Here is a 21,069-nt window from a genome sequence, read left to right on the forward strand (position 1 = left end):
GCTCACGCTGGGGGGGGGGTGGCGCGCTCGGCCCCGCGGCCCACCGGTCGTTTTCAGGCCACTTCGAAGAGGGCCCGGGGTGCTCTAGCAGCCGAGCAGACGGCTGCCGAGGTAGCTCTGGATCTGGTCCAGGGAGACGCGCTCCTGCTTCATGGTGTCGCGCTCGCGCACGGTCACCGCGTTGTCGTCCAGGGTGTCGAAGTCGACGGTGACGCAGAACGGCGTACCGATCTCGTCCTGGCGGCGGTAGCGGCGGCCGATCGCGCCCGCGTCGTCGAACTCGATGTTCCAGAACTTGCGCAGGTCGGCGGCGAGGCCCTTGGCCTTCGGCGTCAGCTGCGCGTTGCGGGACAGCGGCAGGACGGCGACCTTGACCGGGGCCAGGCGCGGGTCGAAGCGCATCACGGTGCGCTTCTCCATGACGCCCTTGGCGTTCGGGGCCTCGTCCTCGTTGAAGGCGTCGAGCATGAAGGCGAGCATCGCGCGGTTCACACCGGCCGCCGGCTCGATGACGTACGGGGTGTACTTCTCCTTCGACTCCTGGTCGAAGTACACGAGGTCCTGGCCGGAGGCGGCGGAGTGGGCCTTCAGGTCGAAGTCGGTGCGGTTGGCCACGCCTTCGAGCTCGGAGAACTCGTTGCCACCGAAGTTGAAGCGGTACTCGATGTCAGCGGTGCGCTTCGAGTAGTGGGACAGCTTCTCCTTCGGGTGGTCGTACCAGCGGATGTTCTCCTCGCGGATGCCGAGGTCGCGGTACCAGTTCCACCGCTCCTGCATCCAGTACTCCTGCCACTGCTCGTCCTCGCCCGGCTTGACGAAGAACTCCATCTCCATCTGCTCGAACTCGCGCGTGCGGAAGATGAAGTTGCCGGGCGTGATCTCGTTGCGGAAGGACTTGCCCATCTGCGCGATGCCGAACGGGGGCTTCTTGCGCGAAGTGGTCTGCACCTGGGCGAAGTTGGTGAAGATGCCCTGGGCGGTCTCGGGCCGCAGGTACGCCTTGGAACCGGTGTCCTGGGTCGGGCCGAGGTGGGTCTCCAGCATGCCGGAGAACTGCTTCGGCTCGGTGAACTGGCCCTTCACACCGCAGTTGGGGCAGTTGATGTCGGCAAGACCATTGGCGGGCACGCGGCCGTGCTTGGCCTCGTACGCCTCTTCAAGGTGGTCCGCGCGGTGACGCTTGTGACAGGAGGTGCACTCGGTCAGCGGGTCCGAGAAGGTGCCCACGTGACCCGAGGCCACCCAGACCTCGGGGGCCAGGATCACGGAGGAGTCGATACCGACGATGTCCTCACGTCCGGTGACCATGGCCTTCCACCACTGACGCTTGATGTTCTCCTTGAGCTCGACACCGAGCGGGCCGTAGTCCCAGGCGGCCTTGGAGCCGCCGTAGATCTCACTGCACGGGAAAACGAAGCCACGGCGCTTGCTCAGGCTGACGATGGTTTCGATCTTGTCGGCGGCCACGGTGCTCTCTTCATTACGAGGACGAACGGCGAAGGCCTTAGGTTACCGGCGCCCACACCCCCCTCTTCAAATCGGGATCCCCTTCCACGCCCACCGCCCGGGCTCCCCACCTGGGTTTTTGACAATCGTTTCCATCTTTGATGAAAATGGATGTCATGAACGTACGACGCCTCATACCCAGCGCCGCCCTCGCCGGTGCCGTCGCCCTCGCGGCCACGGCCCTCACCGCGTGCTCCGGAGCCGCCGACGCGGCCGGGAACAAGGACGGCAAGGTCAGCGTGCTGGCGTCGTTCTACCCGATGCAGTTCATAGCCGAGGAGATCGGCCGGGACCACGTGAAGGTCGAGACCCTGACCAAGCCGGGCGTCGAACCGCACGACCTGGAGATCACGCCGAAGCAGACCGCGCAGCTGGCCGAGGCCGACGTGGTCCTCTACCTGCGGACCCTCCAGCCCGCCGTCGACAAGGCCGTCGGACAGGCCGTCGCCCACTCCGGCCTGGAGCACGCCGTCGACGCCACCGCCCTCACCAAGCTGGAGGCGCACGACAAGCCGGGCCACGGCGAGCAGGGCCACCAGCACACCGACGGCGACGAGCACGCCGGCGGCCACTCCGAGGGCGACGGCCACGACCACGGCGAGGCCGGCGAGGACCCGCACGTCTGGCTCGACCCCACCAAGTACGCGGAGATCGCGACCGGTTTCGGCGCCGCCCTGGAGAAGGCCGACCCCGCCCACGCCGCGGACTACCGCAAGAGCACCTCCGAGCTCGTCGCCAAACTGCAGGCCCTGGACACGGAGTTCGAGGACGGCCTGAAGAACACGGCCACCAAGACGTTCATCACCACCCACTCCGCCTTCGGATACCTCGCCGAGCGCTACGGGCTCGACCAGGAGGGCATCTCCGGCGTCGACCCCGAGGCCGAGCCCAGCCCGGCCCGCATGAAGGACCTCCAGGCCCTGGCCAAGAAGGACAACGTCACGACGGTGTTCTTCGAGGCGCTGGCCAGCGACAAGACGGCCAAGACCCTCGCCAAGGACACCGGGCTGACCACCGATGTCCTGGACCCGCTGGAGGGAATCACCGACAAGTCCCAGGGCGCTGACTACTTCGAGGTCATGCGGTCCAACCTGAAGAACCTCCAGAAGGCACTCGGAGCCAAGTAATGACACCAGCAGTCACGGAGGTGCGAGCCATGCAGTCCACGCCCCGCACGGCGGACGACCAGCCCGTCATATCCCTGCGCGGGGCCACGGCCTCGCTCGGCTCGCGCCCCGTACTGCGCGGCGTCGACCTCACCGTCCACCGCGGCGAGGTCGTCGCGCTCCTCGGCGCCAACGGCTCCGGCAAGTCCACGGCCGTGCGCGCCGTGGTCGGTCAGGTCCCGCTGAGCGACGGCACGCTGTCCCTCTTCGGCACCGAGTTCCCGCGCTTTCGGCAGTGGTCGCGGATCGGCTACGTCCCGCAGCGCACCACCGCCGCCAGCGGCGTCCCGGCCACCGTCCGCGAGGTCGTCTCCTCCGGCCGGCTGGCCCGCTCCCGCTTCGGAATGCTGCGCCGGGCCGACAAGGACGCCGTGACCCGCGCCCTGGCCCTCGTCGACATGGAGCCGTACGCCGACGCCTCGGTGAACGCCCTCTCCGGCGGCCAGCACCAGCGCGTGCTCATCGCCCGGGCCCTCGCCGTCGAGCCCGAGCTGCTGATCATGGACGAGCCGATGGCGGGCGTCGACCTCGCCAACCAGGAGGTCCTCGCGAACGCGCTGCGCGAGCAGGTCTCCGCCGGCACCACCGTCCTGCTGGTCCTGCACGAACTGGGTCCGCTGGAGCCGCTGATCGGCCGGGCCGTCGTGCTGCGCGACGGCTGCGTCGTCCACGACGGCCCGCCGCCGGAGGCCGTCGGTCAGCACGCCCTGCCCGGCCACGACCACGTACACCCCCACGCGGCGCACGACGCCGAGCCCCTGCGGACGGGACTGCTGAGCTGATGGACCTCCTGAACTACGCCTTCATGCAGCGGGCGCTGCTCGCGGCCGTCCTGGTGGGCCTGACCGCGCCCGCGATCGGCACGTACCTCGTCCAGCGGCGGCAGGCCGTCATGGGCGACGGCATCGGGCACGTGGCGATGACCGGCGTCGCGCTCGGCTTCCTGCTCAACACGAACCCGGTGTGGATGGCCGGCATCGTCGCCGTCGTCGGCGCGGTCGGCATGGAGCTGATCCGCTCCCGCGGGAAGACCAGCGGCGACATCGCGCTCGCGATGCTCTTCTACGGCGGCCTGGCCGGCGGCGTCATGATCATCAACGTGGCCGGCGGGTCCACCGCCAGCCTGAGCAGCTACCTCTTCGGTGGCATCACCTCCGTCGCGCCGGAGGACGTCACCGCCGCGGCCGTCCTCGCCGTCTGCGTGCTGGCCGTCACCGTCGGACTGCGCCGCCAGCTGTTCGCGATCAGCCAGGACGAGGAGTTCGCGCGGGTCACCGGGCTGCCGGTGCGGGCGCTGAACCTCCTGCTGGCCGTCACGGCCGCGCTCACCGTCACCGTCGCGATGCGGATCGTGGGCCTGCTGCTGGTCAGCGCCATGATGGTGATCCCCGTCGCCGCCGCCCAGCGGGTCACCCGCGGGTTCACCGCGACCCTGACGCTGGCCATGGCCATCGGCGTCGTGGTCTCGCTGACCGGCGTGACCACGACGTACTACCTCGACGCCCCCTCCGGCGCGGCGATCGTGCTGCTCGCCATCGCCGTCTTCGTCGTCATGACGGCGGTTTCCGCGCCGCTGGCCAGGCGTCGGGCGAAGGCGGCCCGTGCGGCCGGGGAAGAGGTCTGCACGCGCGACGACGTCAAGGTCTAGGGCGGGCGGCCGCCTGGCACAATGGCGGCAGGCCGAAACGAGGAGGAACCGGTGGCGACTGCGCCTGGCGAGACGAATACCGCGCCAGTACGAGGACGGTCCACCCGGCAGCGGGCTGCCGTCGCGGCGGCGCTGGACGAGGTGGACGAGTTCCGCAGCGCCCAGGAGCTGCACGACATGCTCAAGCACCGCGGTGACTCCGTGGGCCTGACCACCGTCTACCGCACGCTCCAGTCCCTCGCCGACGCGGGCGAGGTCGACGTCCTGCGGACCAGCGACGGCGAGTCGGTGTACCGGCGCTGCTCCACCGGCGATCACCACCACCACCTGGTCTGCCGCAAGTGCGGCAAGGCCGTGGAGGTGGAGGGCCCGGCCGTGGAGAAGTGGGCCGAGTCCATCGCCGCCGAACACGGCTACGTCAACGTGGCCCACACCGTCGAGATCTTCGGCACCTGCGCGGACTGCGCCGCCGCCGGCTGAGCCGACGCGGCCGCCCGGTCGGAGGGCCGGGCTAGCCGGCCCGGCCGATCCGGGGCAGGTTCCGGTCGAAGATCGATCGGATCCGGTCGATGTCCCGCGGGCCCGCCGCCGCCCGCTTGGGCAGCCAGCCGACGTCCCCCGTCGTGAAGACCACCACGAACAGGTGTCGGGTCTCGCCCCAGCCGCTGTACTGCGTCCACGGGTGGTCGACCATCGTCCCGTCCGGACGCTGGTTGGACATCCCCGACTCCGAGACCACGCAGTGGTACGCCGGGTACTCCGCGGCCCAGGCGTACCAGCGGCGGCAGCGCAGTGCCAAGTCGGTCAGGCACCACAGCAGGCCCATGAACAGACCCGCCGCGACGGCGACGACCGGATGGGGCACGCTGCCCCCGTTGGTGATCCATACCAACGCCACGACGAGCACCGGCACCGAGAGCAGCCGTGACGGCAGCCCCCGCCGGTCCTGGGGGCGCTCGCGCAGGCACCAGCGTTGGACCTGGCGCACGTCGGAGCGCGCCGTGCCGTAGTACAGCCCCACCGCCTGATCAGTCATGTTCATGGCGGCAGAGCGTACCGGTGGGGTCAGCCCGTCGGACCCTCGGCCTGGTTCGGGACGGCTCCGCCGAAGCGGCGGTCGCGCTGGGCGTACTCCAGGCACGCCGCCCACAGGTTGCGGCGGTCGAAGTCCGGCCACAGCACGTCCTGGAAGACCATCTCGGCGTACGCGCTCTGCCAGAGCAGGTAGTTCGAGGTGCGCTGCTCGCCGCTCGGGCGCAGGAAGAGGTCCACGTCCGGCATGTCCGGGTAGTACATGTACTTCGCGAAGGTCTTCTCGTTGACCTTCGACGGGTCGAGCCGGCCGGACGCGACGTCGCGGGCGATGGCCTGCGCGGCGTCGGCGATCTCGGCTCGACCGCCGTAGTTGACGCAGAAGTACAAGGTCATCGCGTCGTTGTCGACGGTCTGCTCCTGGGCGACCTGGAGCTCCTGGACGACCGACTTCCACATCTTCGGCATGCGACCGACCCAGCGGATGCGGATGCCGAGCTCGTTCATCTCGTCGCGGCGGCGGCGGATCACGTCGCGGTTGAAGTTCATCAGGAAGCGGACCTCGTCGGGCGAGCGCTTCCAGTTCTCCGTCGAGAAGGCGTACAGGGACAGGTTCTTGACGCCCATCTCCAGGCAGCCCTTGAGCACGTCGAGCACGACGCCCTCGCCGACCTTGTGGCCCTCGGTGCGCGGGAGCCCGCGGTCCTTGGCCCAGCGGCCGTTGCCGTCCATGACGATGGCCACGTGGTTCGGGACCAGCTCGCCGGGGATCTTCGGGGGGCGCGCACCGGACGGGTGCGGCTCGGGAACCTTGTACTCGCGGCGAGAGCGTCCCAGAATCCCGCGTCGTGCCATGTGCCCAGCTCCTATTTCTCGACGTATCGCAGGGAGCGTAGCCCGCGCTCCAGATGCCAGTGCAAATAGGCCGAGACGAGCCCGCTGCCCTCCCGCACGTGACGCGCCTCGCAGGCGTCCGCGTGACGCCAGTCGCCCGTCAGCAGGGCGCTGAGCAATGCGATGGCCTCCGACGAGGGTACGACGGAGCCGGGGACGCGGCAGTCCCCGCATATCACCCCGCCCGCGGCGACGGAGAAGTGCCGGTTGGGGCCGTGGATGCCGCACTTGGCGCAGTCGTCGAAGCTGGGCGCGTAGCCGTTGACGGCGAGGGAGCGCAGCAGGAAGGCGTCGAGGATCAGGTGCGGTTCGTGTTCGCCGCGGGAGAGGGTGCGCAGGGCTCCGACGAGCAGCAGGTACTGCTGTACGGCCGGCTCGCCCTCGTTCTCGGCGAAGCGTTCGGCGGTCTCCAGCATCGCGGTGCCGGCGGTGTAGCGGGCGTAGTCGGTGACGATGCCGTTGCCGTAGGGGGCGATGATCTCGGTCTGGGTGCACAGCGGCAGGCTGCGGCCGATGAGGTCGGCGCCGCGGGCGAAGAACTGGACGTCGGCGTGGGAGAAAGGTTCCAGCCGGGCGCCGAACTTGGACTTGGTGCGCCGTACGCCGCGGGCGACGGCCCGGACCCGGCCGTGGCCGCGGGTGAGCAGCGTGATGATGCGGTCCGCCTCACCCAGCTTCTGGGTGCGCAGCACGATGCCGTCGTCGCGGAACAGGCTCATGCGCCCATTGTCCCCCGCCCGGGGACCCGTACGGGAACGCCTGCGCGGACGGCGCGGACCCCTCGCCCGGGCGAGGGGTCCGGGCGAGGGGTCCGGGCGAGGGGTCGGCACCCCTTGGGAGGGTCAGCCGGCGGGGGTGCCCGCCCCGTCGGCCCGCTCGCCGGTGGTCGGGGCCTTCTCGGTGGACACCGGGGCCTTCTCGGCGGTGGTGTGGGCCTTCTCGGCGGACACCGGGGCCGGGGCCTTCTCGGCGCCCGCCGGGGTCGCCGCCGCCTGGACGGGCAGTCCGACCGGGGCGAGCGGGGCGGGCTCCTCGTCCTTGGCCAGGCCGTTGAAGAGCAGGTTGAGGACGATGGCGGCCGTGGCACCGAGGGTGACGCCGCTGTTGAGGAGCGAGGACAGGTCCGGGTCCATGTGCTGGGTGAAGAAGACCGGGACGGTGGCGGGGAGCAGGGCGAAGGCGAGGGAGACGCCGACGATCAGGGCGTTCTTCTCCGCCTTGAGGTCGACCTTGCCGAGGGTCTGGATGCCGGCGAGGGCGACCATGCCGAACATCACGGTCGCGGCGCCGCCGAGGACCCCGTGCGGGACGGCGGCGACGATGGCCGCGGCCTTCGGCAGCAGACCCAGAATGATCATGAAGACACCGGCGGCGACGACCACGAACCGGCTCTTGACCTTCGTCATCCGCACGAGGCCGACGTTCTCGGCGAAGGCCACGTACGGGAAGGAGTTGAGGACGCCGCCCAGCGCGGTCGCGGCGCCGTCGGCGCGCAGGGCGCGGGCCACGGTCTCGCTGTCGATGTCCTTCTCGACGATCTCGCCGACGGCGTAGGTGTCACCGGTCGTCTCGACCATGGTGATCAGCATGACGATGAGCATCAGGACGATCGGGAACCACTCGAACTTCGGGGCGCCGAAGTGGAAGGGGGTGGTGACGCCGATCCAGCCGGAGTTGCCGACGTCGCCGAACTTCGCGTCGCCGAGCAGGAAGGCGACCGCGGTGCCGCCGACCAGGCCGAGGAGGATGGAGATGCTGGAGAGGAACGGCTTGCCGATCTTCATCAGGATCAGGATGAAGAGCATGGTGCCGCCGGCGTAGGCGAAGTTCTTCGGGTCGCCGAAGTCGGGGCTGCCGAGGCCGCCGGCCGCGTCGTTGAGGCCGACCGGGATCAGGACGATGCCGAGGACGGTGATGACGGTGCCGGTGACGACCGGCGGGAACAGCCTCATGACCGTACGGAAGGCCCTGGCGGGCAGCCAGGCGAAGGCGAAGGTCGCCATGCCGGCGGTGATCACCGCGCCGTAGATGACCAGCAGCGCGGCGGTCCCGCCGCCCGCGCCGAGGCCGATGGCGATCATCGGGGAGACGGCCGTGAAGGTGACGCCCTGGATCAGCGGAAGGCGCGCGCCGACCCGGCCGATGCCCCAGGCCTGGATGATCGAGGCGATGCCGCAGGTGAACAGGTCGGCGTTGATCAGGTAGACGAGCTGTTCAGGGCTCAGCTTCAGCGCATTGCCGACGATGATCGGGACGATCACCGCGCCGGCGTAGAAGGCGAGTACGTGTTGGAAGCCGTACAGCGCGAGCTTGGGGAGGGGGAGCACCTCGTCGACCGGGTGCGTGCTCTGCTCTCCGTTGGGGGAAAGCCGGGCGGCGACACGTGCCATCTCTGCCTTGCCCTTTCATGGGGTAGGTGACGAGAGGAGATTGATCGCCCCGGTCGGAGTGGGTCGTCAACCCGTTGATCCGGCGGGGCCGTCGGTGAGAACACGTGAATCGAAGCCCCGCTGTGTTTCCGGCGGCGTCTCGTCGTGTGACCGGAATTGAACGCCTGTGGGAGGGCTCACAGATATCGTCGACTTCTACAAATTGTGGAAGTTCCGGCGGGCGCGATCTGTAGGTTCCGCCAGTGGCGCGGATCTCTGCGCGGGCGTATGCCCCGGGGTCGCCGAACCACCCGCTCCGACCGCCCGCATCGACGGCGGCTACCTGCCCTGACCTGCGCGGACATGGCCGTGCGGGCCGTGGACGGGCCCCGTCCGAACCCCTGTTTCCGACCGTCCGAGGGGTGGACGGTCCGGGGTGGAGGCGGACCCTCCACCCCTGCGCGAGGCCGCCCGGGGAGGCCGGTTCACGCCCTGTGAGGCCGGATCGTTACGCCCCGGGGGGCTCGTTTCGGACGTTCACGTCACGCTCCGGGGCCGCCCGCGCACGCGGCCGGGCCCGGCGGGTGGCCCGCCGGGCCCGGAGCCGTATGCGAGGCGTCCCGCTCGGGCGGGCGCTACGGAGCGCGCACCGCCGACAGCAGCCGCGCGACCTCGTCCGCTTCCATGCGCAGGGCCGCGCCCACGGTGGCCAGCACCTCGCGCTCGGCCGGGATGTAGGGCCCGTCCGCAAGGGCGATGCGCGCGCCCTGGAGCAGGATCGACTCCCGGCCCGGACCGGCCAGGTGCGGGGCCAGGGGCTCCAACGCCTCGTGGAGCTCTATCGACAGCGCGGCCCCGCAGCACTCGGGGCCGTCGTACAGCCCCAGTCGGCCCTCGTCGGTGACCAGCGCCTCCACGAGGGCCTCCAGCTGCTCCTCGGTGCAGTCCTGGAACCCGGCGGCCCGTACGGCCGACACGGCGGCCTCCAGGGCACTGCGGGAGCCGGCGCCCCCGGCGGCGAGGACGGCGAGCGTGACGGTGTGCACGGCGTCGCGGAGCAGGGCCGAGAAGCGGGTGGTGGTGAGGTGGTCGAGGACCTCGGTGTCGTAGCGCTCCCGGCAGGCGTGGCATTCGACGACGGGCCCGGCCTGGCCCCGCGGCAGCAGCGGGACGCCGAGCACGGTGAACCGGCGCCGCCCGGTGCGTCGTCGGTAATTGCGGTCACCGCCGCAACCGGGGCAGAAGAACTCCCCGTCGCCCACGGTGCTCCAGGTGGTACGGATGCCCCAGGCCGTCAGCTTCCGGCCGTCCCCACCCCGAACTGGCAGCACGTCGCACCTCCGTAACCTTCCGGCAACATCGCCGGGTTGGCGTGATGTTAGCCACATCGGTGAGGATGCGTCAGCCGTGTGACAGGACAACCTCGTGCAGGGGGGCGTACTTGGCCGATCTGCGCCCCTCCCGAACCGGGCGCGGCGGGCGGTGTCCGGCCGGTGAACGGCGGCCGGCCGGCCCATGCGGGCCCCGCGAACGCCGGAGCCCCGTCCCCGCCCGGACGGGCGAAGGGACGGGGCTCCGGCGGGGTGGGTCAGCGACCCGCGCGGTTGACGGCGGAGATGACCGCCTTCAGGGAGGCGCGGGTGGTGTTCGCGTCGATGCCGATGCCCCACAGGATGCGGCCGTCGATCGCGCACTCGATGTACGAGGCGGCCACGGCGGAGGCGCCCTCGCTCATCGTGTGCTCGGTGTAGTCCAGCAGGCGGGCGTCGATCCCGATGCCGGCCAGCGCGTCGAAGAAGGCCGAGATCGGACCGTTGCCGGTGCCGTTCAGTACGGCCTCGACGCCGTCCACGACGGCCTCGACGGTCAGCGTGTCCGTGCCGTCCTTGTCGGTGGCGGTCGAACCGGAGCGCAGCTGGATGCGACCCCAACGCGACCCGGCGCTTTCGGGGTTGGGCAGGTACTCGTCCGAGAAGATGTCCCAGATGGCCTTCGGGGTGACCTCGCCGCCCTCGGCGTCGGTCTTGGCCTGGATGATCCGGGAGAACTCGATCTGCATGCGGCGCGGCAGGTCCAGCTTGTGGTCGTTCTTCAGGACGTACGCGATGCCGCCCTTGCCGGACTGCGAGTTGACGCGGATGACGGCCTCGTAGGAGCGGCCGACGTCCTTGGGGTCGATGGGCAGGTACGGGACCGCCCACTCCAGGTCGTCGACGGTCTTGCCGGCCGCGGCCGCGTCGGCCTCCATCGCGTCGAAGCCCTTCTTGATGGCGTCCTGGTGGGAGCCGGAGAAGGCCGTGTAGACCAGATCGCCCGCGTAGGGGTGGCGCGGGTGCACTTCCATCTGATTGCAGTACTCGCTCGTGCGACGGATCTCGTCGATCTGCGAGAAGTCGATCTGCGGGTCGATGCCCTGCGAGAACAGGTTCATGCCCAGCGTGATCAGGTCGACGTTGCCGGTGCGCTCGCCCTGCCCGAACAGGCAGCCCTCGACGCGGTCGGCACCGGCCATCAGGGCCAGCTCGGCGGCGGCGACGGCGGTGCCGCGGTCGTTGTGCGGGTGGACGGAGATGCAGACGTGCTCGCGGCGGGTCAGGTTGCGGGCCATCCACTCGAAGCGGTCCGCGTGCGTGGAGGGCGTCGAACGCTCCACGGTGGCGGGCAGGTTCAGGATGATCTCGCGGCCCTCGGCCGGTTGCCAGACGTCGCAGACGGCCTCGCAGACGTCCAGCGCGAAGTCCAGCTCGGTGTCGGTGAAGATCTCCGGGCTGTACTGGTAGCCGAAGACCGTCTCGGGGCCCAGCAGCTTCTCGGCGTACTCCATGACCAGGCGGGTGCCGTCGACGGCGATCTGCTTGATCTGTTCCTTGGAGCCGCGGAAGACGACCCGGCGGAAGGTCGGGGCGGTCGCGTTGTACAGGTGGACGGTGGCGCGGCGGGCGCCGACCAGGGACTCCACGGTCCGCTCGATCAGGTCCTCGCGGGCCTGGGTCAGTACGGAGATGGTGACGTCGTCCGGGATCGCGCCCTCTTCGATGATCGAACGCACGAAGGCGAAGTCGGTGTCGCCGGAGGAGGGGAACCCGACCTCGATCTCCTTGTAGCCCATGCGCACCAGCAGGTCGAACATCTCGCGCTTGCGGGCGGGGGTCATCGGGTCGATCAGCGACTGGTTGCCGTCGCGCAGGTCGGTGGACAGCCAGCGCGGGGCCTTGGTGACGCGGGCGTTCGGCCAGGTGCGGTCCGGGATCTCGACCTGCTCGTAGAAGCCGTACTTGTGGATCGGCATGCCGGAGGGCTTCTGGGTGTGGGTCGCGTTCGTGATGGGCGTGGGGCGACCGACAAAAGGCTGCTGGCTCATGGCGTTGGGCTCCTCGCGTGTCCGCGTGTAGTTCGCTGGGACGGCCGACGGGCGGTCGTAAAAACCGCAACACCAAACTCCGCGGGGAGGGGGCCGGCCTACGACTACAGACCCTCGCCGCGGCAGCTAAGGAGAAGCAGCCCGAAACGCATGATGGACCGAGCCTATCCGAGCCGCGCCGTATCGCGAGGACCTGTTCAGTATGCAAGACCCAAGGGTCCGATTTGTACCCTTCATGAGGTATTTCTCTTATTCGGCGGTGTCCGCGGCCCGATGTCCGGGCGATCCGTCAACGCGGCGCGGCCGCTTTCAGACAAGAGAATGAATCATGGTTGCAGCTAGTGACAGAGTCATTACGGACTGCCACATTGCGGTCATGAGCGCCCCCCTTTCCCCAGGCCACACCCGCCACCACCCCGTCTTCTGCACCGTCGTGCCCCCGCACCTGCTCGACAAGGCCGCCCGCTCGGCCGACGCCGCCCGCGCCGACGCCGCCCAGCGCACCCTGGAGCAGGACGCCTTCCTGCGGACCCGGCGGCGCATCAGCACCGTCCGGGGCATCGCCCCGACGGCGGCCGCACCCGGTTCCGACACACCCCGGCGGACCGTCTACGACGCCGGGCACCGCACCCGGCTGCCCGGGACCATGGTCCGCGGCGAGGGCGACGAGCCGGGCCGCGACGCCACCGTGAACCGGGCCTACGCCGGCCTCGGGGCGACGTTCGACCTCTTCCTCCAGGGCTTCGGCCGTCGCTCCATCGACGATGGCGGGCTCCCGCTCGACGCGACCGTGCACTACGGCGAGGACTACAACAACGCGTTCTGGGACGGCCGGCAGATGGTCTTCGGCGACGGGGACGGCGACCTGTTCCTCGACTTCACCGTCGCCGTGGACGTCATCGGACACGAGTTGGCCCACGGCGTCACCCAGTACACGGCCAACCTCGACTACCACGGCCAGTCGGGCGCCCTCAACGAGTCCATGTCGGACGTCTTCGGCTCCCTGATCAAGCAGTACACCCTCGGCCAGAACGCCGACGAGGCCGACTGGCTGATCGGCGCCGGCCTGCTCGGCCCGAACGTCACCGGCGTCGCCCTGCGGTCGATGCGGGCGCCGGGGACCGCGTACGACGACGACGAGCTCGGCAAGGACCCGCAGCCGGCGACGATGGACGACTACGTGGTCACCTCGCGCGACAACGGGGGCGTCCACATCAACTCCGGCATCCCCAACCACGCCTTCTGCATCGCGGCGACGGAACTGGGCGGCCGGGCCTGGGAGCGGGCCGGACAGATCTGGTACGACACCCTGACCGGCGGGGAGCTCACGGAGCGGGCCGACTTCGCCGACTTCGCCCGGCTGTCGGTGGCGGCGGCGGTCACCCGCTTCGGGGACGGCGGCGCCGAACACCGGGCGCTGCAGAAGGCCTGGGCGACGGTAGGCGTCCCGACGGCGGGGTAGGACGCTCCCCATGCGCATCCAGGTGGTCAGGACGGGCGGTTTCGCGGGCATCGAGCGCCGGGCCGAGGTGGACACCTCGGGCCGGTCCGACGAGGACGAGTGGCGGGCGCTGGCCCTGCTCGCCCTGCGGCCCGACCCGGCGGGCCCGCAGGACGCGAGGGGCGTCCGGGACGGGTTCTCGTACCGGATCACGGTGGACGGGCGGACGGTGTCCTGCCAGGACCCCCACCTCTCCGAGGCCCAGCGGAACCTGGTCTCGCGGGTGCTGAAGGAGGGCGCCTGAAACCCGGATGCCCGGTCCGGCCCCGTGCGCTTGGATGTCCGGATGACCGACATGATCCTGACAGCGCTGGAGCGGTACTACGACGGCGTCCCCCGCCGGGGCGGGGCCCGCGGCGAGGACTTCGGGCCGCTGACCCTCTTCGTACAGGAGGGTGACGGCTGGCAGTACTACGCGCGCCCCGCGCCCGGCGCCCCGGACGCCACCGCGGCGGACGTGGAGCGGGTACGGGAGCGACAGCGGGAACTGAAGGTGCCCGAGGCCTTCGAATGGGTGGCCGAAAACAGCCCCGCCCTGCGGGCCGCGGTGGAGGCGGCGGGCCTGCACGTCCACGCGCACCCCCTCATGGTCCTGGAGGCCGACGCGACGCCTCCCCCGCCGCATCCGGACGTACGGGTCCTCGGCGCGGACGACCCGTTGCTCGCGGCGGCGGTGACGGTGCCCGCGCTGGCCTTCTCCGCACCCGGCACCGCGCTCGGCGAAGCCGGCCCCGCCGAACTGGCCGGCGCGCTGGCGGATCCGGGCGTGGAACAGCGCCGCGCCTTCGTCGCGCAACTGCTCGCGTCGGGCCGTACGGGGATGGCGGCGGCCGTCCGGGACGGCGTGGTGCTGTGCTCGGGCCAGTTCAACCCGGTCGGGGACGTCGCCGAGATCGTGGGGGTGGGCACCCTGCCCGCCGCCCGCCGGCAGGGCCTGGCCCTCGGGGTGACGGCGGCGCTGGTGGCGCAGGCCCGCGAGCGCGGCGCGGGGACGGTGTTCCTGTCGGCCGGCGACGAGGACGTGGCCCGGATCTACGGCCGCGCCGGGTTCCGCCGGGTGGGCACGGCCATGATCGCGGAACCCCCGGCGTAACGCGGGGCGTAAGGCGGGGCGGGCCGGCGAGGACGGGACGCGGGCCGGTACGCGAACGGGTCCGGACCCGGCCCGAAGGCGGGTCCGGACCCGGACGGCGGACGACGCGTCACCGCGGACCGCGCGGCGGCAACGGCGCCGGGGGGTCAGAAGCCGAGCTTGCGCAGCTGCTTGGGGTCGCGCTGCCAGTCCTTGGCGACCTTCACGTGCAGGTCCAGGAAGACCGGCGTGCCGAGCAGCGCCTCGATGTGCTTGCGCGACTTCATGCCGACCTCCTTCAGGCGCGAGCCCTTCGGACCGATGATGATGCCCTTCTGGCTCGGACGCTCGATGTAGACGTTGGCATGGATGTCGAGCAGCGGACGGTCCGCCGGGCGGTTCTCCCGGGGGATCATCTCCTCGACCACGACGGCGATGGAGTGCGGCAGCTCGTCGCGCACGCCTTCCAGCGCGGCCTCGCGGATGAGCTCGGCGACCATCACCATCTCGGGCTCGTCGGTGAGGTCGCCCTCCGGGTACAGCGGCGGGCTCTCCGGCAGCAGCGGCGCGATCAGGTCGGCCAGCAGCTGGACCTGGTTGTCGCCGACGGCGGAGACGGGCACGATCTCGGCCCACTCGAAACCGAGCTCGGCGGCGAGCTGGTGCACGGCGAGGAGCTGTTCCGCCAGCGCCTTGGACTCGACCAGGTCGGTCTTGGTGATGATGGCGATCTTGGGGGTCTTCTTGATCCCCGCGAGCTCCTTGACGATGAACTTGTCGCCGGGGCCGAGCTTCTGGTCGGCGGGCAGGCAGAAGCCGATGACGTCGACCTCGGACCAGGTGGCCCTCACGACGTCGTTCAGGCGCTCGCCGAGCAGGGTGCGCGGCTTGTGCAGGCCCGGTGTGTCGACCAGGACGAGCTGCGCGTCGGGGCGGTGCACGATGCCGCGGACGGTGTGGCGCGTGGTCTGCGGCCGGTTGGAGGTGATCGCGACCTTGGTGCCCACGAGCGCGTTGGTCAGGGTCGACTTGCCCGCGTTGGGGCGGCCGACGAAGCATGCGAAGCCCGCGCGGTGCGGGGCGGTGGGCTCGGGGGAACGATCGCTCATACGGGCCATTCTCCCCGATGCGGCTCCCAGCGCCGACCAGGCCACCGCCACGAGGGCCGAAGCGAGGGTCAGGGCGACCGTCAGCCGGGGGTGCGCGGCGTGGTCGGCGGCGCCCCGGGCGCTCGCTCCCCCGCCCTCGGCGCGCACCGTCAGCCGACTCCACTCCAGGTCGGGCGGGTCGTCCCAGCGGGCGGTGAGGGTGACCCGCGTCCCGGGGAGCAGTTCGGCGGGCAGGGCGGTGAGCTCGCGCCGCAGCAGGTTCCGACCGAGGAAACCGGAGGCGGTGAGGGTGGCTCGGGGGCGCAACGTCACGTTGCCGAGGTTGTGCAGGGTGTACGTGACCACCGCGCCGGAGCCGCCGCCCGTGACCCGGACGTCCTGGACGGCGAGGGCGGGGGCGGTGGGTCCCGTCACCCTCAGGTAGAGGCGGGCGGCGACGGCCTGCCGGACGCCGATCCCGCCGCCGGCGGGGGTGGCGGGCCCGTCCTCGACGGCGACCACGGCGCCGGGGTGGTCCCCCGGCTCGGCCCGGTCGGGGACGGCGACGGTGAAGGGCACGTCCGCGGTGCCGCCGGCGGGTACGGTGATCCGCTCCCGCGCGAGCCGGGTCCAGGCGCCGGCGCCCCGCCGCGGCTCGTCGGGGCCGCGCAGGGCGAAGCCGCCGTCGCGGGCGGTGTTGTGGGCGTCGGCGGCGTACAGCAGGAAGGTGCGGGGCCGGTCGGTGCGGTTCGCGACGGTGACGGTGTCCCGCACCTCCGCGCCGGGTGCGGCGGACAGGTAGAAGTAGGGGCGCTGCCCGACGGTGGTGGCGGCGGGCAGGACGGACCACCGGCCGTTGTCCGCGGCGGCGGCGGGTCCGGACCAACCCAGCAGGACGAGGGCCGCGCCGACCAGCGCGACCCGCACGGCCCGGGCCGCGGCGGCCGGGTGACGGTCGGGGGTCACGACAGGGTCAGCGTCAGGACCGCCGTGTACGCGCCCGGCGGGGTGTAGGGCGGCACCTGGAGGGAGACGCCGGCGTCCACCGTGAAGGTGCCGCCCGCTACCGGGGCGTCCGCCGTGGAGGCGAGCACGGCCCCGTCCGGACCGACCACGCCGGCGCTGCCCGCGGCGCACGCGCCGGGACTGCCCTCGGCGGCCGTGCACGTCGGGGTCCAGGACAGCGAGGCGCCGGGGATGCGCACGCCGCCCGGACCGGCGAAGTCGGTGACCTTCCCGACCAGCGACCATCCCGCGGGCCCGCCCCGGGCGTCCTTGACGGTGACAGTGCCGATCCGGCCGGGGGCCGCGCCGCCGTCCCCGTACGGGACCGCGCCCAGGGTCACCGACTCGCCCGCCTGGCTCATGGCGAGGGTGCCCGGCTCGACGGTGGCCGTCACCTGCCGGGTCAGCGGCGCCGGGACCGGCGCCGCCGGCGGGGCGGGCGCGACCACGGTGTAGGCGGCCGGGGCGCTGCCCAACGGCGCCGACCAAGCGGTCCCCTCGTACGCGACCACCCCCGTGGTCGCCCGGTCCGTCAGGGGCAGCCACGCGACCAGCTCCCCCCGCCGGTCGGCGGTGGCGGCGACCCGGTCGGCCGTCTCGGCGGCGCCCGCCCGGCCGGCCACGGTCACGGCGGCGCCGGGGGCGAAGCCCGCGCCGGTGACCTCGACGCGGGCGCCCGGGGTTCCGTAGGCGGTGGTGAGGGTGAGGCGGCGCAGGTTGGCGGTGGGCAGCGGGGTCGCGGTGAGGCGCTCGGAGACCGGGGTGCCCGGGCCGGCGGTGCAGAGCGTGGACAGGTCCAGGAGGTGGCCGGTGCGCAGGGTGTAGGAACCCGGGGTGAGGGTGATCGCGCCGGGTGCGGTGACGGTGAAGGTACCGGTCATGGTCACGGCCGGCAGGGCCCCGCCGGGCGGCACCGGTTCGTTGCGTTGGGCGCCGGTGACGGTGACCTCGCCGCTCTGCGCACCGCCGAGCAGGACCCGTCCGGTGGGGGTGAGCACGTCGACGGGCAGTTCGGAGGGGAGCGGGTTCACGGCCGGGGTCGCGGCCACCTGGTAGGTCACCGTCACCGTGTCGCCCACGCGCGGCGCCGGGTCGTCGACGGTGATCCGGGCCGTGGTGGGGCCGTCCGCCGGCGGACGGCCGGCTTCCTGCGGCGGCAGGCAGTGCGCGGGGAACTCCACCTGCCCGGGGGGTGTTTCCCCCACGGCGGCGGCCGGTGCGCTCAAGGCTCCCCCGGTCACCGCCGCGAGTACCGCCATGCCGACGGCCGCCGATCGTTTCCTGCTGCGCGCGCCTGTTCGCACTGCCCGCCCCCTGCGTTCCGTCGCCCCGACAGGGGGCCATTCACGAGCGGGTGGCGGCAGAAGTCAATGCACGGATCCCGCAGCGTCTGATGGGCCATCAGAAGACGGCAGGGTGACGGTCCGCGTGCCGCCGGCGGGGGCCGCGGCCGCGGCACCCTCGGCCGCCGGGCGGAAGGTGCGCCGGTACGCCGTCGGGCTCACGCCCAGGGCCGCCTGGACGTGTTTGCGCAGCGACTGGGCCGTGCCGAAGCCCGCCTCCCGGGCGATCTGCTCCATCGACAGCTCCGTCCGCTCCAGCAGCCGCCGGGCCCGCTCGACCCGCCGACCGGTGATCCACTCCCCCGGGCTGACCCCGCACTCCTCCCGGAACCGGCGCGTGAAGGTCCGTACGGACACGGCCTCCTGCCGGGCCAGGTCGCTCAGGCGCAGCGGTTCGTGCAGCCGGTCCAGCAGCCGGGCGCGGGCCGCCGTGGTGGAGGCCTGCCGCGGCTCGGGCAGCGGCCGGTCCACGAACTGCGCCTGACCGCCCTCCCGGTGGGGCGGTACGACGGTCCGCCGGGCCACGTCGTTGGCGACGGCCACGCCGTGGTCGCGGCGCACGATGTGCAGGCACAGGTCGATCCCGGCGGCCACGCCGGCGGAGGTGAGTACGTCCCCGTCGTCGGTGTAGAGCACGCCCGGGTCGACGCGGACGGCGGGGAAGAGCCGCTGGAAGTGCTCGGCGGAGGCCCAGTGGGTGGTGGCGGGCCGACCGTCCAGGTGGCCGGCGGCGGCCAGGACGTAGCCGCCGGTGCAGATCGAGACGAGCCGGGTGCCGGGTCGGATGTGCGCGAGGGCGGCCGCGAGTTCCTCGGTCAGCACCCCGAACTCGTGCACCGGACCCAGCTCGTACGAGGCGGGCACCACCACCGTGTCGGCCGTGGCCAACAGCTCCGGGCCGTGCGCGACGTGGACGGCGAAGTCGGCATCGGTGGACACCGGGCCGGACGCGAGCCCGCAGGTGAGGATCTCGTACAGCGGCCGTCCGGCCGGGTCCTTGGCCCGGCCGAAGATCCGGTGCGGGATCCCCAGCTCGAAGGGCAGCAGCCCGGCGAGGGCGAGGACGACGACGCGGTGGGCCCGCGGATTCGGCTCCATGGCCCGATCGTACCGAAGGGTGACAGTCAGGCCACTGTCGGCAGATGCGGAGCCGCCGGAAGCTGACGGGGTGACGCAGACAGCACCCACCTCCACCTCCCCCGCGGAAGATCCGCCGGCCCAGCGCCGGGCCGGCCGCATCCACCGCGCCTGGTACGCGGCGGCCGTGGCCTTCGTGACGATCATCGGCGCCGCAGCGTTCAGCTCCCTGCCGAGCCTGCTCATCGAGCCGCTGCACGCGGAGTTCGACTGGTCGCGCGGCACGATCGGCTTCGCCGTCTCCGTCAACCTCGCCCTGTACGGGCTCACCGCGCCGTTCGCCGCCGCGCTGATGGACCGCTTCGGGATCCGCAAGGTCGTCGCCCTGGCCCTCACCGTCATCGCCGGCGGATCGGTGGCGACGGTGTGGATGACGCGGCCCTGGCAGCTGGTCCTGTACTGGGGCGTCCTGGTCGGGCTCGGCAGCGGCTCGATGGCCCTGGCCTTCGCGGCGACCGTCACCAACCGGTGGTTCACCGCGCGGCGCGGTCTGGTGACGGGGATCCTGACGGCGGCGGGCGCCTCCGGGCAGCTGGTCTTCCTGCCGCTGCTGTCCTGGATGGTCGAACACCACGGATGGCGCCCGGCGACCGTCACCGTGTCGCTCGCGGCGCTGGCCGTCGTCCCGTTCGTGTGGCTGCTGCTGCGCGACCACCCCGCCGATGTGGGGCTCGCGCCGTACGGGGGCGTGTACGCGCCGAAGCCGGCGCCGGTGGCGGGCGCGGCGCGGCGGGCGGTGACGGTGCTGTTCGCGGCGGCGCGGACGGGGCCGTTCTGGCTGTTGGCCGGTACCTTCGCGATCTGCGGCGCGTCGACGAACGGGCTGGTCAGGACGCACTTCGTGCCGGCCGCGCACGATCACGGCATGCCGGTGACGGCGGCGGCCGGGTTGCTGGCGGTGATCGGGGTGTTCGACGTCGTCGGGACGATCGCCTCCGGCTGGTTCACGGATCGCTTCGAGGCGCGGCGGCTGTTGGCGGTGTACTACGCGCTGCGGGGGATCTCGCTGCTCTTCCTGCCGATGTTGCTCGCGCCGTCGGTGCACCCGCCGATGGTGTTCTTCATCGTCTTCTACGGGCTGGACTGGGTGGCGACCGTGCCGCCGACGATCGCCCTGTGCCGGGAGCACTACGGGGAGGACAGCGCGATCGTCTTCGGCTGGGTCCTGGCCTCGCACCAGGTGGGCGCGGCGCTGGTCGCCTTCCTGGGCGGGGTGGCCCGCGACGTCTTCGGCTCGTACGACCTCGTCTGGTACGCGTCGGGCGGCCTGTGCGCGATGGCGGCCCTGATGGCGATGGTCATCGGACGAGGCCACGGCCGCCTGTCCGGGGCGACGGGGTGAGGCTGGGGGGCGGGGGGCTGCGGGTTGGCGGCTGCCTGTCCAGGGGGGCTGCGGGGGGGGTCGGGGCCGGGGCCGGGGTGGGGTGTCGTCCGGGGCGGGCATGATTTATGGCGCCCTGTCCGCAGCTTCGTTGGCTGGGCGGCACCGCGCGCCAACAAATCACGTTTTAGCCCCGGACGACACCCCACCCCGTCCCCGACCCCGACCGGGGCGCAACCCCCCGCCTGCGACTCTGCCCCGCCCCGCCCCGACCAGGACTCGGCAGCCCCTCCGGCAGACCAACCCGCCCCATCCAGCCCCGCCGACGCTTGAGGCCACCTCAGCCCCGCTGCCGGTTGAAGCGAGCTCGGCCCCGCCGACGCTTGGGGCAACCTCAGCCCTGCCGACGGTTGAAGCAACCTCAGCCCCGCCGGCGCTTGAGGCGACCTCAGCCCCGCCGACGGTTGAAGCAACCTCAGCCCCGCCGACGGTTGAAGCAACCTCAGCCCCGCCGACGGTTGAAGCAACCTCAGCCCCGCCGGCGGTTGAAGCAACCTCAGCCCCGCCGGCGGTTGAAGCAACCTCAGCCCCGCCGACGCTTGAAGCAACCTCAGCCCCGCCGGCGC

General features: G+C 72.0%; 18 protein-coding genes and 1 pseudogene. 8 read left to right on the forward strand and 11 right to left on the reverse strand.

Features of this window, described 5'->3' with window-relative positions:
- Positions 1 to 84: 84 nt before the first annotated feature.
- Complete coding sequence (locus AB0D46_RS17765; protein ID WP_362878337.1) at positions 85 to 1,467, reverse strand: glycine--tRNA ligase; 1,383 nt, start codon at positions 1,465 to 1,467, stop codon at positions 85 to 87.
- Positions 1,468 to 1,622: 155 nt separating this feature from the next.
- On the opposite strand from AB0D46_RS17765, the gene AB0D46_RS17770 reads away from it, so the two are divergent.
- Genes AB0D46_RS17770 through AB0D46_RS17785 form a run of 4 tightly spaced genes read left to right on the forward strand, consistent with a single transcriptional unit; the run spans position 1,623 to position 4,800 of the window.
- Positions 1,623 to 2,633, forward strand: a complete 1,011-nt coding sequence (locus AB0D46_RS17770; protein WP_362878339.1) for a metal ABC transporter substrate-binding protein — start codon at positions 1,623 to 1,625, stop codon at positions 2,631 to 2,633.
- Between the two features lie 29 nt (positions 2,634 to 2,662).
- Complete coding sequence (locus AB0D46_RS17775; RefSeq protein WP_362878341.1) at positions 2,663 to 3,454, forward strand: metal ABC transporter ATP-binding protein; 792 nt, start codon at positions 2,663 to 2,665, stop codon at positions 3,452 to 3,454.
- On the forward strand, positions 3,454 to 4,320 hold the full coding sequence (locus AB0D46_RS17780; RefSeq protein ID WP_362878343.1) for a metal ABC transporter permease: 867 nt from the start codon (positions 3,454 to 3,456) through the stop codon (positions 4,318 to 4,320). The genes AB0D46_RS17775 and AB0D46_RS17780 overlap by 1 nt, the downstream gene beginning before the upstream one ends.
- Before the next feature lie 51 nt (positions 4,321 to 4,371).
- The gene (locus tag AB0D46_RS17785; RefSeq protein WP_150519707.1) at positions 4,372 to 4,800 is read left to right on the forward strand and encodes a transcriptional repressor; all 429 of its coding nucleotides are present in this window, start codon (positions 4,372 to 4,374) and stop codon (positions 4,798 to 4,800) included.
- 31 nt (positions 4,801 to 4,831) lie between these two features.
- On the opposite strand, the gene AB0D46_RS17790 is transcribed toward AB0D46_RS17785, so the two are convergent.
- The 6 genes from AB0D46_RS17790 to leuA all read right to left on the reverse strand — a co-directional run bounded on the left by AB0D46_RS17790 (position 4,832) and on the right by leuA (position 11,976).
- The gene (locus AB0D46_RS17790; RefSeq protein WP_362878345.1) at positions 4,832 to 5,362 is read right to left on the reverse strand and encodes a YcxB family protein; all 531 of its coding nucleotides are present in this window, start codon (positions 5,360 to 5,362) and stop codon (positions 4,832 to 4,834) included.
- A 23-nt stretch (positions 5,363 to 5,385) separates the two neighbouring features.
- Positions 5,386 to 6,207 carry an isoprenyl transferase gene (locus tag AB0D46_RS17795; RefSeq protein WP_362878347.1) on the reverse strand — a complete coding sequence of 274 codons (822 nt, stop codon included), beginning with the start codon at positions 6,205 to 6,207 and terminating at the stop codon, positions 5,386 to 5,388.
- A gap of 11 nt (positions 6,208 to 6,218) precedes the next feature.
- Entirely contained in the window at positions 6,219 to 6,965 is a 747-nt protein-coding gene (gene recO / locus AB0D46_RS17800) for a DNA repair protein RecO (protein WP_362878349.1), read from the reverse strand.
- Positions 6,966 to 7,088: 123 nt separating this feature from the next.
- Entirely contained in the window at positions 7,089 to 8,636 is a 1,548-nt protein-coding gene (locus tag AB0D46_RS17805) for a nucleobase:cation symporter-2 family protein (RefSeq protein ID WP_362878351.1), read from the reverse strand.
- 614 nt (positions 8,637 to 9,250) lie between these two features.
- On the reverse strand, positions 9,251 to 9,946 hold the full coding sequence (locus AB0D46_RS17810) for a TerB family tellurite resistance protein (protein WP_362878353.1): 696 nt from the start codon (positions 9,944 to 9,946) through the stop codon (positions 9,251 to 9,253).
- Positions 9,947 to 10,203: 257 nt separating this feature from the next.
- Positions 10,204 to 11,976, reverse strand: a complete 1,773-nt coding sequence (leuA, locus tag AB0D46_RS17815; protein WP_362878355.1) for a 2-isopropylmalate synthase — start codon at positions 11,974 to 11,976, stop codon at positions 10,204 to 10,206.
- A 376-nt stretch (positions 11,977 to 12,352) separates the two neighbouring features.
- On the opposite strand from leuA, the gene AB0D46_RS17820 reads away from it, so the two are divergent.
- From AB0D46_RS17820 to AB0D46_RS17830, 3 genes are read left to right on the forward strand one after another with little or no spacing between them, the layout of a single operon-like run.
- Positions 12,353 to 13,438 (forward strand): M4 family metallopeptidase, encoded by a 1,086-nt coding sequence (locus tag AB0D46_RS17820; protein ID WP_362878357.1) that lies wholly within the window; start codon positions 12,353 to 12,355, stop codon positions 13,436 to 13,438.
- A 10-nt stretch (positions 13,439 to 13,448) separates the two neighbouring features.
- Positions 13,449 to 13,721, forward strand: coding sequence for a protealysin inhibitor emfourin (locus tag AB0D46_RS17825; RefSeq protein ID WP_362878359.1), 273 nt, complete (start codon positions 13,449 to 13,451; stop codon positions 13,719 to 13,721).
- A gap of 42 nt (positions 13,722 to 13,763) precedes the next feature.
- Positions 13,764 to 14,570 carry a GNAT family N-acetyltransferase gene (locus AB0D46_RS17830; protein WP_362878361.1) on the forward strand — a complete coding sequence of 269 codons (807 nt, stop codon included), beginning with the start codon at positions 13,764 to 13,766 and terminating at the stop codon, positions 14,568 to 14,570.
- A gap of 146 nt (positions 14,571 to 14,716) precedes the next feature.
- Here the strand turns inward: AB0D46_RS17830 and era are convergent, their stop codons facing one another.
- From era to AB0D46_RS17850, 4 genes and pseudogenes are all read right to left on the reverse strand, one after another.
- The gene (gene era / locus AB0D46_RS17835; RefSeq protein WP_362878378.1) at positions 14,717 to 15,667 is read right to left on the reverse strand and encodes a GTPase Era; all 951 of its coding nucleotides are present in this window, start codon (positions 15,665 to 15,667) and stop codon (positions 14,717 to 14,719) included.
- A 501-nt stretch (positions 15,668 to 16,168) separates the two neighbouring features.
- A pseudogene (locus tag AB0D46_RS17840) lies at positions 16,169 to 16,603 on the reverse strand (DUF916 domain-containing protein); the annotation flags it as partial.
- Positions 16,600 to 17,901 carry a beta-xylosidase gene (locus tag AB0D46_RS17845; RefSeq protein WP_362878363.1) on the reverse strand — a complete coding sequence of 434 codons (1,302 nt, stop codon included), beginning with the start codon at positions 17,899 to 17,901 and terminating at the stop codon, positions 16,600 to 16,602. The pseudogene AB0D46_RS17840 and the gene AB0D46_RS17845, both read right to left, overlap by 4 nt.
- 108 nt (positions 17,902 to 18,009) lie before the next feature.
- Complete coding sequence (locus AB0D46_RS17850) at positions 18,010 to 19,083, reverse strand: helix-turn-helix domain-containing protein (protein WP_362878365.1); 1,074 nt, start codon at positions 19,081 to 19,083, stop codon at positions 18,010 to 18,012.
- 70 nt (positions 19,084 to 19,153) lie between these two features.
- Between AB0D46_RS17850 and AB0D46_RS17855 the strand changes: the two genes are divergently transcribed.
- Positions 19,154 to 20,464, forward strand: a complete 1,311-nt coding sequence (locus AB0D46_RS17855; RefSeq protein WP_362878367.1) for an MFS transporter — start codon at positions 19,154 to 19,156, stop codon at positions 20,462 to 20,464.
- The last annotated feature ends 605 nt before the right edge of the window (positions 20,465 to 21,069 follow it).

This window comes from Streptomyces sp. NPDC048383 (assembly GCF_040651775.1).
Classification (GTDB): Bacteria; Actinomycetota; Actinomycetes; order Streptomycetales; family Streptomycetaceae; genus Streptomyces.